This window comes from Natronobeatus ordinarius (assembly GCF_024362485.1).
GTDB classification, from domain to species: Archaea; Halobacteriota; Halobacteria; order Halobacteriales; family Natrialbaceae; genus Natronobeatus; species Natronobeatus ordinarius.
The window spans coordinates 2635955-2647558 of the sequence record NZ_CP101456.1; the positions used below are offsets into that span (position 1 = coordinate 2635955).

Below are 11604 nucleotides of genomic sequence, written 5' to 3' on the forward strand. Positions count from 1 at the left end.
TCGGTACAGGTTACAATTGGCTCAGACTCCGTGCCGAAAGGATATATACTAAAACCTAGTTCATCCACATATGGTTCGGTCGCTCTCATCCTTCGTGCGACAATTACTGGTCTTCGCATTTGTGGGGATGTTTGCTCTTTTGAGCGTTTTTCAACTCATGGAGAGTGGTTCCGTTCCATGGGTTTCGATTGCTGGCATTGGGGTCGTTATCGCAATCCTTGCTGGCCCGTTTGTATGGTTACTGCGTGACCGATACTCCGAACAGTACAGAGAGCGTTTGACATTAGTCGCGTTTGGAATCGCTATGATAGGCGCTCCTATCACACTTGGGCTTGTGCTGGCGTTCGGCGTCCCCCCGTTCATCCCATCCTTCCACGCCCTCATTGTCGGCGCTTTTATTGGAACCCTAGTTGCTCTCGTAGCGGAGCACACGGTGGTTCCCGAACGACTACGAGCAGCCCAATAGAATACAACCTGCGACTATTGTTACATGCGCAGGTCTACTGACCACACTGGTCATCGAAGATACGACCGAGCCCGATCCGCTGAGAACCCGTTCGGTGACACGCCTGGCTACACCCATCGGCATGAGCCGACGCTCGCGGTCACACCGGATTGACGCCGCAACCGACTCGACGCAGGATTCAACTTCCCGTCCGTCCAACGCTCAGCCGACCGAGCATGGAGAAGACCCCACGTGGCACCGCCGTCGGCGTCGACGACCCCTACGCGTTCGCGGGCGTCTGCGATCACCTCACGAGCGAGGGCACGTGTCGGTACGCCTTCGACCACTACGGGCACGACCCCGAATTCGCCCGCGAGCGCGCCGCCGAGGAGTACGCGTGTCTCGCCCTCGAGCCCGACGCCGACCCCGAATCGGCCGATCCTTCGTGGGCCGATTGCCCCCACTTCCGCTCGAGAACGCGCACCCGCGCGTGTGTTCGCTGTGGGCTCGAGGAGAAACTGGACGCCCACTCGAGTGAGCGGCCGCTGCTCGAGGAACACCACCTCTCCTACGCCGCAGACGGTGAGACGTGCTCTCACGAGATCACGGTCTTCCTCTGTCGATGGTGTCACGCCAAGGTCCACACCTCGTGGGCGCGGCTCACCGACGACGTCTCGCCCGACCCCGAGGCCATCGCCGAACTCGAGGGGCGACGGGGGCGAGAGCTCGAGGAGCTGGGATTCGAGTCGGCAGCCGAACGGTACGGGGAGGAGTGACTGCTCACACTGACGGACGTGAACCGTACTATTAACCGTCAATACGTTAGGAACTTTCCTGAAAATAGAGTGGCAAACCGATTGCCGATCACAGCATCCTCCGACGAGCGAGGCTCGCGGAAAGAAACCACTATACGACCTCGATGTGACGGGGGTGCTACCTCGTGGAAACGATCCTGCTCGTCGGTGTGTGGTTGTTCGCCGTAACCCATCTCGACACCCTACTCGTCGTCGGTGCGTTTTGTGCCGACAACGATTATCGGCTCCGGGAGGTGTTCGTCGGACACTACGTCAGCTTCTGTATCGGACTGGCTGTGGCGATCGCCGGAGCGGTTCTCGCCGCCGAACTCTTCCAGGAGTGGACGTTCCTGCTGGGTGTCGTTCCCCTCAGTTTGGGGCTGTGGGGCCTACTCAGCCAGCCGCCGGAAACGACGATCGAGGAGTCACCCGTCGTGCCGAACTCCCTCGGTCGTATCGTCGTCGTCACCGTCGCGGGACTCGGACTCAGTGGTGAAAACATCGCGGTCTTCGTCCCGTTTTTCGTTACTCTCTCACCGGCCGAACTGGCACTCATCATCGTCGTCTACCTGATCGGTGGTGGAGTCGTGTTTCTCGCCGCGTTCGTGATCGTCTCCCGCGTCGCCACCGACGGCATTCCCGACTGGCTGGATCGCTGGCTCGTTCCCACCGTGCTGGTACTCGTCGGCGGATACGTCGTGGTGGCCGGCTGGATCATCGTCTGAACGCTGGATATGGGCGCTCTGTGACACGGGCGGCCGGGCATCGGCGACTGTCCTGCGACGGCTTCCGCGGCGCTCGAATTCACCAGTGTGTCAAACGAGCGCTCGCCAGGCGTAGTAAAAGCGCTGGAGCGCGGTGACGTGCCCGACGACGGCGAGGAAGACGAGTAGCCAGCCGACGAGGGTGAAGCCGGCGTAAGTGCCGTCGAGGGGGTAGGCGAGGACGCCCACGAAGCCGATGATCGCGAGCCGATCCGCCCGGCCGACGAGGCCGCCGTAGACCCGCTCGAGGCCGACGGCCTGGGCCTGCGTGCCGAGGTAGGAGGTCATCACGACGCCCGTGACTGCGGCGAAGCCCAGCAGGAAGTCGCCGACACCTGCGGCGATGCCGGCGACGACGACGATGTCGGCGTACCGGTCGAGGACGTGATCGAGCAGGTCGCCGGCGGACGAGGCGACGCCCTGCGCGCGGGCGAGCGCGCCGTCGACGACGTCGAGCCACCCGTTCAGAAAGACGAAGGCGGCGGCGACGACGTACCAGATCGGGTCCTGCCCGCCGAGGGCGAAGGCGACGGCCGCGGCGATCGCCATCCCGAACGCCAGCACGCTGACGCCGTCCGGCCCCATCCCGAGCCGGTCGAAGCCGCGGACGAACGGATCGAGCGCGCTCGAGACGTACGGTCTGAGCTTGTCGAGCGTCATCGGTCGTCGAGGTACGCGAGGAAGTCGACCTCGCCCGCACTCGGTTCGCGCTCGCCACCGATCACGGCCTCGAGCTCGCTCGCCACGGCCTCGGGTTCGCGGTCGGTCGTGTCGATCTCGTAGACGGACTCGAGGCCGTGACTCTCGACCGCTTCGGTGAGGATCACGTCGAGAGCCTCGCTCTCGGCGTTCTCTCTGGCTTTCGCGTCAGACTCCCCGCGCTCGATCAGTCGCGCCTCGAGGTCGGCTGGCCGACAGCGCAACACCGCGACGCGGTCGGCGTCGACGTGGTGGGCGAGGTGCGATTCGATCACGACGTCGTCGCGACCCTCGAGCCACGCCCCGAGCGCCTCGAGATCGGCGACGACGCTGTCCCGTTCCTCGTCGACGTCGGTGTAGAGGCCTTCAGCCTCGAGCACCTCGTTGAGGTGGATCACCTCGTGGTCGGGCTCGAGCAGCCGCGTCGCGGTCGTCTTCCCCGTTCCCGGGGTACCCGTCACGGCGACCCTCACGTATCGGTCACCTCGCCGGATCTCTCGGACTCGCCTACTCCCTCGGCCAGCAACTCGTTGAGCGTCTCGACGGCGCGTTCGGTCTCCTCGGCGGTGCCGCAGGTGATCCGGATACAGCCGGGCAGCCCGAAGCTCGTGCAGTCGCGAACGATGACGCCTCGTTCTTGCATCGCGTCCGCGATCGCCGTCGCGTCGCCGACGTCGACCAGGACGAAGTTGCCCTCGCTCGGCCAGACGTGGGCGTCGATGCCCTCGCACATGGCGGTGCGCGACTCGAGGGTCGTCTCGACGGTTCGCTCGACGTGCTGATCGTCCTCGAGGGCGGCGAGGCCGGCGCGACAGGCGAGTTCGCTCGCGGCGAACGGCGTGTTCACGCGGGCGTAGGCGTCGGCCCACGCTTCGGGAACGACGGCGTAGCCCAGGCGCACCCCGGCGAGGCCGAAGGCCTTCGAGAAGGTCCGCAGGACGGCCACGTCGTCCCGAGCGTCGAAGCCGTCGCGACCCTCGAGCAGGTCGATGGCACTGTCGACGTCGGCGAACTCGCCGTAGGCCTCGTCGACGACGACCAGCGTCTCCTCGTCGGTCTCGGCGGCGAGTCGGTCGATCTCCTCGAGGGGCATCGTCGATCCCGACGGGTTGTGGGGACTCGTGACCCAGACGATCCGTTCACCGTCGTACGCCTCGAGGACGGTCTCGGCCGTCTGCGCGAAGTCGTCGGCCCGCGAGAGGGCGTACTCGGCCACGTCACCGTGGTGGAAGCGGGCGCTCATGCCGTAGTAGGCGAAGCCAGGGTCGGGAACGAGAATCTCGTCATCCGGCTCGAGGGTCGCCCGCGAGAGATAGTCGATCGCACCGTCGCCGCCGTTGGCGAGCCACACCTGCTCGTTCTCGACCTCCCAGCGGTCGGCGATGGCGGCAGTGAGGTCGGCGTGGGCGGCTTTCGGGTAGGAGCTGGCGTCCAGGGCGGCCTCGCGGATCGCCACCGTGGCCGCGGGCGAGGGACCGAGGGGATTCTCGTTCGAGGCGAGCTTGACGAACTCGGCGGGATCGCGTCCGAGTTCGCGGGCGACCTCCTCGATCCCCCGACCCGCCTCGTATGCGACGTGATCGGACAGGTCGCGCGGTTGCATACGCCTACGGTTCGCCTCGCAGGCCTTAAGGATGCTCACCTGTGGTCACGACCCGCGAGCCGAGTTCGGCCACGACGGCGCGGACCGGTCAGGGCGGCCCGTTCTCGAGCAACTGAGACCGGAGCACGGCGTCCGTCCCCCGGCGGAGCCGCTCCGAGGCCGCCTGCGTGGAGACGTCGAGTTCGTCGGCGAGCGCCGAGAGGGTGGTCCCCCGTGGCACGGTGAAGTAACCGCGCTCGACCGCGAGCTCGAGCGCCCGGCGCTGTTCCGGCGTCAGCTCGAACCGGTCTCCCGGGACCGACTCGGTCGGCTGGATCCGCACGAGCGAGAGGGTAACGTCGTGGTCGTCACAGTAGCCGTGAAAGTCGGACAGGGCGGCCCGTGACGGGAATCGGAGCCGGAACCACCAGCGATCGTCGCCGCGAGCCTCGAGGACCGCCGCCTGGCTGCGCTCGAGCGCGCTCGCGAGGCAACCGAACCCATCGCACCAGTCGATCCGATAGCAGATCCGGCTGCTGTCACGCTCGAGTTCGACGATCGACTCGACGGCATCGCTCGCCCCGACGTGGTCGGCGAAGCGGTCGACGTCCGGACCTTCGACCCAGTGATACGGCACGAAGCGACGTGACGACGGGACGACGCGCTCGACGTCCACCGTAACGTCGAGCTCCGACGTGAGTAGCCGGCCGAGGGCGAACTCGTCGGCGGCGATCTCGAACTCGGAGACGACGGCCATTGCCCCGGCTACGTCCGGTGATTTGAAAAGTCTGCTGACCGGACGATCTCGCCTGATGGTGATTCTCGTGACCCGTCACCAAACGCCGATTACAGCTTCCGAAGGGCCTCGACTCGCTCGAGCGAGTCGGCATCCGCCGGATCCTTGTCGTGGCGAACCCCGATGAACCGTGGGAATCGAAGCGCGTACCCCGAGGAGTACGTCGGCGAGGTCTGGATCTCCTCGGCGCCGACCTCGAAGACGACCGCCGGTTCGAGGTCGACCTCGCGACCGTCCTGGGCGCGGACGTGGGGCTCGAGCAGCTCGGTGAGCTCGGCCAGTTTCTCGTCGGTGATCCCCGTCGCGACCTTGCCGACGGTCGCGTACTCGTCGCCGTCACGGATCGAAAGTTCGAACGTGCCGAGGAAGGTCGCTCGTCGGCCCTCACCCCACTCCGCGCCCGTCACGACGCAGTCGAGCGTCTCCACGTCGGGCTTGCGCTTGCGCCAGTGTTTCCCCCGTCGACCCGGCGAGTACGCCGAGTCGGGGTCTTTCAGCATGATCCCCTCGTGGCCCGCCTCGAGCGCCTCGGCGTCGATCGACTCGATCGCTGCTGGGTCGTCCGTGTGCCAGAGGATCGACAACCCCTCGTCGGTCAGGAGTGACTCGAGTCGGGCGTGACGCTCCGTCAGTGGCGCCTCGAGTAAGTCCTCGCCGTCGGCGTGCAGGCAGTCGAAAAAGACCGGACGGACGGCCACGTTCTCGCGCGCCTTCGCGATGTCGTGTTTGCGCCGGAACCGGCGCAGCACCTCCTGGAACGGGAGCGGCTCACCCGCGTCGTCGACCGCGACGACCTCGCCGTCGAGGATGGTCGATACCTCGAGGTGCTCGTCGGCGAACTCGACGACCTCCGGGAGCGCGTCGGTGACGTCCTCTAAGTTCCGCGAGAAGACGCGCGTCTCGCCGTCGGGGTCGTGGTGCAGTTGCACCCGCGCTCCGTCGTACTTCCACTCGACGGCCGCCACCTCCCAGTCTTCCAGCGCACCCGTCACCGTCCCGGCCTGGGCGAGCATCGCCTGCACGGGCCGGCCCACCTCGAGTTCCAACGCGTCGAGCCCCTCGAGGCCCTCGTCGCGAGCGACGACGGCGACCCGACCGTAGTCGTTCGAGACCTGCAGGGCGCGCTCGACTCGACTGGCGGGGACGTCGAACGCCGCGGCGATGGCGTCTCGAACCGTCCCCTCGCCGACGCCGATGCGCATCTCCGAGAGGACCAGTCGGGCGAGGTAGCGTGCCTCCGCGCTCGAACAGCGGTTGAACAGGCCAAACAGCAGGTCTACCTTGCGGTCCTGGCTGCCCGATCCCGACGAGTCCGCGAGGTCGGTTAGCGTCTCGTGAACCTCGCGGACGGTGAGGTCGTCGGCCCCACCGCCCGTGAAAGCCGACAGGCCCTGCTGGCCGCCGAAGTCGTAACCTGCCGCCACTTCGCCGATCTCGCCCACTTCGGCCAGTTGCTCCTCGACGTCGTCCGCCGAGACGTTCGTCCCCGCTGCGCGCGCGATGGCCTCGTAGCACGTGCTCGGCCCGACGTCGAGCGTCGTCGAGTCCCACGCCGGGACCACCCGCCCCTGGACGAACCGGGCGACCACCTCGAGGTCGTCGTTCGCTTCCTCGAGCAACGCGGTGACGTGGTCGACGATCTCGAGGTCGGCCGACTCGGCTTCGATCTCCCCGGCACGCTCGGCGAAGGCGGCGAACTCCATCGACGTGGTGTAGGTGACGGTCGCTGCTTAACGTTTTACTATTTTCTGTTGGACAGTCCGATAGATGTATGATAAGGACATACCGACACCAGCTCCGGTAGCAGTCCAGAGGGCGAAACTCGACACATTGGTCGTGGCACCGATGATTGCTCTACCAATTCCCCCAAGCAGAAAACACCGCCGATCGCAGATTGCTGAGACAGCGCTCGCTCCGAGTATACCATAGAAACTGCGTTAAATACCCGAAGTACAACACGATTCACTGAAAGTCCGACTCTTCATGTTGCAAACGCATCCCACGTTCCTCACACCGTTTTGATAGCTAGTGGTGAGTACGATCGCCGCTCCGTTGCTCATTTACTGGCCCTACCCTGACAATCCGAACCCAATCATGTAGAACACTCGCGCTGTGAATCTTGAGCCCGCTTCGAGTCTCTACCCTGTGGTGGCGAAGAAATTCCAGTAGTACAACAGCCAGCATGCGATCGCCGTCGACACTGTGAGGACGGTATAGACGGTTGACGACCGCCGAGACCACAGTCCCGCACGCCACGTCAGGCCGGCTGATCCAATCGAAACAACTATCAGTAGAGTGGCAATTGGTGGAAGCAACAAGGCGAGCTGATACCACAGCGGTGGCTGTGAGAGCAGCGTCGGGTTCACAATGATGCCAGTGACAACGCTCACAGCGAAGACGACTACGGATCCCGCAGCCGCGATCATGATACGCCGAGCAATCCTGGGTGACGTGAGCAACCTCGATACTCGGGCCGAAAATCCGCTGGATGCTTCGCTCGAGTCCGAATCGTCGGTTGTCGACCCACTGCCCGATCGGTTTCTGGTCGCTTCCTCGTGACCATCACCACGAGCCTCTGCTTCCGATTCGGGGTCGATCGAATTCGAGGAGTCGTTACTCCGAAGCCGTCGTATCCCGCTTGCGACCGGAGGGCCGACAATTCCACCGACCATCCCGAGTGCGGCACCTGCACCGAGCACTCCATGGTATGCCAACGACTCGGATCTGGGTGGGCGCTCGAACGCTTGAGATCCAACGAAGAGATGAGAGAGATCAGCAGAGAACGCAAGGGTCTCGTGTCCATCGACCTGATCGAACACGAGCGGTTCCCGTTCGACCCACCTCGTCGTTGATCCGCCCATCTCGGTGAGCAGAGAGTCGCCATCAATCTCGACCGCTATCCGTCCAGCCTGTAGCGTCGTGAACAGTTTCGAATGTGAGTTCTCAGCCACCCGGACGCTGCGGAACGTCCCAGCGAGTTCATCGGCCCTACTCGGAGGCCCGTCCGATTCACGATCCGCTGGTGCTTCCTGTCCGACGCTCGCCTCGAGGAATGCATCGACCAGACTGCCGGCGGCCCCCGCACCGACATCCGTATTATACGCAACGAACAGCCCGAGATCTGCGCCCGGGACGAGTACGAGATGGCTGTAAAACGATCCCGGGATCGCGCCATTGTGCCACAGGGTCCGAACGCCTCTGCTCGTGTCTTCGATCCAGCCGAAGCCGAGCCCATCGAGTGCGGGGTGGTGTGTAAACCACTGCTCGCGCATACGCGAGACGACGCCTGTTGAGAGGCCCCGATCACCCGTCTCCGGATCGGCCAGGTGGGCTCGCATAAATCGGGCCATGTCCGTGGCACTTGCCGTCATGGAACCAGCCGGCCAGAGTTCTATCGCTAAGCCTGGAGCAGCAGACGGTGACCCGAGTGCGGCGGTGTACCCCTGCGTGGCGGGAGGATCCGACGGTTGTGCGACCGATGCATTGTGCATCTCAAGGGGATCGAATACGTGCTCTTGGAGGTAGGATTCGATTTCCTGTCCAGTCACGTCAGCGACAATCTGGGCCGCCAGCGCCGTCCCGTAGTTCGAATACGAACTGACGGTTCCAGGTGCTCGTACACGGCTGGGTTGCTCGGTATCAAGTACCTCGACTAGCGCACGTCGGTCCTCGGGATCGTCCACCCACACCCCCTGATTGCGCTCTTCGAACCCGGCTGTATGGGTTGCCAGATGTGCGAGGGTGATCGGCTCGTCGATTGTCTCAGGGATGTTGACTGAATCAAGATACGTCCCAACATCCTCGTGTGGATCCACTTCGCCGGCCTCGATGAGCTGCATCACGGCCGTCCATACGACCGGCTTGGTGACCGACGCGATCCGGAAGGGTGTACTTTCGTCGATCGGCTCGCCGCTTTCAGGATCGTTCTGGCCGTAGCCCTTCGTCAGCACGGACTCGCCGTCGTGGACAACAGCGACCGTGGCTCCGACGACATCGCCGTCGTCGATCACTTCCTTCATCTCCTCGTCGATGACAGCCTCGATGCCGTCAAGTGAAACGTCATAGTCATCAGCGTTCTTGACAGCACGCTCTCGAACCCCTGGCGTTTCGAGCGGCGATTGTGTACCCGGGGCGGCCCGGACCGATCGCGGCCCGGCCAGACTTCCAGCGACGAGCGCCCCTGTGCCTACGAGGAGAGTTCGACGTGTATGTTCGCCTCCAGAACGTTCTGGAATCGCATTCCTGGAGCGCTCTGTTCTGCTGTCGAAGTCTTGGTTCGTGTCAGTCATCGAGTGATGGTTCGAAGATGTCTTCGATCGTGCAGTTGTAGTGGCGAGCGAGCTTGAACGCCAACTCCAGCGACGGATCGTACCGCCCGCGTTCGATCGCATTGATGCTCTGTCTCGTGACGTCGACAGCGGCGGCGAGATCTGCCTGGCTCTTGCCCTCACGCTCCCGGCGTTCTCGCAGGTCGTTCTTCATGCGTGTCGGCGGAGAACGGTGTAAATCACGCCGAAGAGTACGAAGACGGCAACGAACGTGACGGCCATCCCGTCGAACGCAGCCGGGAGGGTGAGAATACCCTCTGCCTCGAGCGCAACTAACCCTGGTATAGCGAGTACGCCGGCGATGGCGAACACGCCGAGGGTGTAGTCGCTCGCTTTGCGTTCGATGGCTGTGTCTCGCTCGTCATAGAGCGTCACTGGGCTGAACTGCCATACGCCAAGCATCCCGACGAACCCCGCCCAGTAGATGAAGACGCCAACTAGAACCTGATCGAGGTACGAGGCAACCAGCAAGCCAGTGATACCGACGACCAGACTGCCGAACGCCAGGCGTTTGTACCGCTGTCGTCGTTTGATCCGGAGATTCGTCGAGTGAGTGGGTTCGTTCATGATTGTGTGGAAAGCGAGCTTTCCGTAAAGCTCACTTTACAGTAAAGCCTGCTTTACGCATGGATTTAAACCTTACCCCTCGACTGACTGCTCACGACTACTTCCAGATGTAGTCTCCCCCACCGAAGACCGCACCGATCGCCTGATAAAGAGCCAGCGTATTCGGAAGTCTGGTCCTGAATAGAGCCTCAGTCGGTGATCTTGGATATCCCACTACCGAATCAGCAGATCCGACCTGCCACTGGAGAGAAATGACCCAAAACGATGATCGGCGCTGCTACTCCCTCTCACTGGTTGCCCCAGTCTCGTCACCGCCACGCCGACGAACGGCCATCACGACGACCCGGACGACGGTCCCGGCGGCGAACCCCACGACGGCGGCGACGATACTGACCGTCGCGAACGCAAGCGTGATGGTCCAGAGCGGAGCGTCCCCGCCACCGACGCCCGGAAGCCCAACGACGACGCCGACGATCGCGACCGTCGCGAAAAAGGCGGCTGGAACGAGGCCGACCGCCAGGCCCGTCACCGCGCCACACCTGAGGTAGGCGACGAGCGCGGCGGCGAGCCCCGGCGCGTAGAAGAGCACGAACGGGAACCCGACGTCGTAGACCACCCGCCTGACCGGATTGGCGGGCTCGAGTACGTTCGTCGCGACCACGGCGAGCAGCGTGGCCAGGACGAGCGCGGCGAAGCCGCCGATCACCAGGGCTCGAGGAGCCCCGGGACTGCCCCACACGAGTCGGTGTCTGGTCGTGGTCACACCGGACGTCCACGCCGAATCACGATAAATCGTGGGTGGGGACCGCGATCGCTCTGTGTGACGTGTCCGAACCCGTCCGTCTGGGAACGAACCGACGGCTCGAACCGGGCGGGTTCAGCCGTGTTTCGCGGGAAACCCCGTCTTCGAAGCGAGCGCTCGGACGATAGACGACCTGGACTCGGTTCGAACCGAAATACGATCCCGGTACGACTGTGTTCACAGAAAGCATTTATATGTATTCAACAATTTATTGCCATGAAGCGGCGAGCCCTCCTCACGGCGATCGGTTCGGCCTCGATCGCGGTCTCCGGCTGTCTGCACGACGAGTCCGATCACGAATCCGATCGTCCGTCCTCGACAGCTGCCGCCAACGAGTCCACGAACTCCGAAGACGATCTCCTCCCAGCAGCTGCCGGAGATCGATCCTGTCCAGTAGCTTCGGACGACGACTCCCCGGCACTGACGCTCCCGGACTCCATCGAGGAGGCTGATCGAGACGAGATCGTTGCTACAGTGCGAGAAATCGAACGGGCACATCTCGAGCAGACCGATTCCAGCAGGCATCTCTCGAGCGTGGGCGTGGCGGTTCGGGACGTTCAATGGAACGACGACGGAAGCGTCGTCGGTCTTCACCTCGTCGGTGGGGTCACGTATCGTGGCGGCGGCGACGATGAACCCGAGTGGGTGGGTCACAGTCCCGAGAAACATTCGGCCTACATCCTCACTGGCGACCAGACGTTCCGGGCCGACGTCCCCGAGGTTCCGGATCCGGACGTTACAGTCTTCGACGTCGAATCCGTTATCTGGGTCGAGTTAGACTGCTAAAACCGCCGACCGGCTGTTGAACGAAAACTGCCGCGGCTCAG

General features: G+C 63.8%; 12 protein-coding genes. 3 read left to right on the forward strand and 9 right to left on the reverse strand.

Annotation, left to right across the window (positions count from 1 at the left end):
• The first annotated feature begins 681 nt into the window (after positions 1-681).
• Complete coding sequence (locus tag NMQ09_RS13480) at positions 682-1221, forward strand: DUF7097 family protein (protein ID WP_255191101.1); 540 nt, start codon at positions 682-684, stop codon at positions 1219-1221.
• 164 nt (positions 1222-1385) lie between these two features.
• Complete coding sequence (locus NMQ09_RS13485; RefSeq protein WP_255191102.1) at positions 1386-1964, forward strand: cadmium resistance transporter; 579 nt, start codon at positions 1386-1388, stop codon at positions 1962-1964.
• 90 nt (positions 1965-2054) lie between these two features.
• On the opposite strand, the gene NMQ09_RS13490 is transcribed toward NMQ09_RS13485, so the two are convergent.
• The 9 genes from NMQ09_RS13490 to NMQ09_RS13530 all read right to left on the reverse strand — a co-directional run bounded on the left by NMQ09_RS13490 (position 2055) and on the right by NMQ09_RS13530 (position 10738).
• Positions 2055-2663 carry a CDP-alcohol phosphatidyltransferase family protein gene (locus NMQ09_RS13490; RefSeq protein WP_255191103.1) on the reverse strand — a complete coding sequence of 203 codons (609 nt, stop codon included), beginning with the start codon at positions 2661-2663 and terminating at the stop codon, positions 2055-2057.
• Positions 2660-3175, reverse strand: a complete 516-nt coding sequence (locus NMQ09_RS13495; RefSeq protein ID WP_255191104.1) for an adenylate kinase family protein — start codon at positions 3173-3175, stop codon at positions 2660-2662. Before NMQ09_RS13495 ends, NMQ09_RS13490 begins: the two co-directional genes overlap by 4 nt.
• Positions 3172-4305: a histidinol-phosphate transaminase gene (hisC, locus tag NMQ09_RS13500; RefSeq protein WP_255191105.1), complete on the reverse strand. Its 1134-nt coding sequence runs from the start codon at positions 4303-4305 to the stop codon at positions 3172-3174. The genes NMQ09_RS13495 and hisC overlap by 4 nt, the downstream gene beginning before the upstream one ends.
• An 88-nt stretch (positions 4306-4393) precedes the next feature.
• On the reverse strand, positions 4394-5041 hold the full coding sequence (locus NMQ09_RS13505; protein ID WP_255191106.1) for a helix-turn-helix domain-containing protein: 648 nt from the start codon (positions 5039-5041) through the stop codon (positions 4394-4396).
• An 89-nt stretch (positions 5042-5130) separates the two neighbouring features.
• The gene (ligA, locus tag NMQ09_RS13510) at positions 5131-6783 is read right to left on the reverse strand and encodes an ATP-dependent DNA ligase LigA (protein WP_255191107.1); all 1653 of its coding nucleotides are present in this window, start codon (positions 6781-6783) and stop codon (positions 5131-5133) included.
• A gap of 435 nt (positions 6784-7218) precedes the next feature.
• Positions 7219-9369, reverse strand: a complete 2151-nt coding sequence (locus NMQ09_RS13515) for a serine hydrolase domain-containing protein (protein WP_255191108.1) — start codon at positions 9367-9369, stop codon at positions 7219-7221.
• A complete protein-coding gene (locus NMQ09_RS13520) occupies positions 9362-9562 on the reverse strand; it encodes a helix-turn-helix transcriptional regulator (protein ID WP_255191109.1) in 201 nt (66 codons plus the stop codon). The genes NMQ09_RS13515 and NMQ09_RS13520 overlap by 8 nt, the downstream gene beginning before the upstream one ends.
• Positions 9559-9975, reverse strand: coding sequence for a DUF2178 domain-containing protein (locus NMQ09_RS13525; RefSeq protein ID WP_255191110.1), 417 nt, complete (start codon positions 9973-9975; stop codon positions 9559-9561). The genes NMQ09_RS13520 and NMQ09_RS13525 overlap by 4 nt, the downstream gene beginning before the upstream one ends.
• 277 nt (positions 9976-10252) lie before the next feature.
• A complete protein-coding gene (locus tag NMQ09_RS13530; protein WP_255191111.1) occupies positions 10253-10738 on the reverse strand; it encodes a hypothetical protein in 486 nt (161 codons plus the stop codon).
• A gap of 255 nt (positions 10739-10993) precedes the next feature.
• Here NMQ09_RS13530 and NMQ09_RS13535 point away from each other — a divergent pair, with 255 nt between their 5' ends.
• A complete protein-coding gene (locus NMQ09_RS13535; protein WP_255191112.1) occupies positions 10994-11563 on the forward strand; it encodes a hypothetical protein in 570 nt (189 codons plus the stop codon).
• Positions 11564-11604: the final 41 nt, after the last annotated feature.

What these genes read in the sequence shown, in the direction of transcription:
- NMQ09_RS13490 (WP_255191103.1), bottom strand. Translation starts at nt 2,663, where the DNA reads ATGACGCTCGACAAGCTCAGACCGTACGTCTCGAGCGCGCTCGATCCG.
- NMQ09_RS13525 (WP_255191110.1), bottom strand. Translation starts at nt 9,975, where the DNA reads ATGAACGAACCCACTCACTCGACGAATCTCCGGATCAAACGACGACAG.
- ligA (WP_255191107.1), bottom strand. Translation starts at nt 6,783, where the DNA reads ATGGAGTTCGCCGCCTTCGCCGAGCGTGCCGGGGAGATCGAAGCCGAG.
- NMQ09_RS13515 (WP_255191108.1), bottom strand. Translation starts at nt 9,369, where the DNA reads ATGACTGACACGAACCAAGACTTCGACAGCAGAACAGAGCGCTCCAGG.
- hisC (WP_255191105.1), bottom strand. Translation starts at nt 4,305, where the DNA reads ATGCAACCGCGCGACCTGTCCGATCACGTCGCATACGAGGCGGGTCGG.
- NMQ09_RS13480 (WP_255191101.1), top strand. Translation starts at nt 682, where the DNA reads ATGGAGAAGACCCCACGTGGCACCGCCGTCGGCGTCGACGACCCCTAC.
- NMQ09_RS13535 (WP_255191112.1), top strand. Translation starts at nt 10,994, where the DNA reads ATGAAGCGGCGAGCCCTCCTCACGGCGATCGGTTCGGCCTCGATCGCG.
- NMQ09_RS13520 (WP_255191109.1), bottom strand. Translation starts at nt 9,562, where the DNA reads ATGAAGAACGACCTGCGAGAACGCCGGGAGCGTGAGGGCAAGAGCCAG.
- NMQ09_RS13505 (WP_255191106.1), bottom strand. Translation starts at nt 5,041, where the DNA reads ATGGCCGTCGTCTCCGAGTTCGAGATCGCCGCCGACGAGTTCGCCCTC.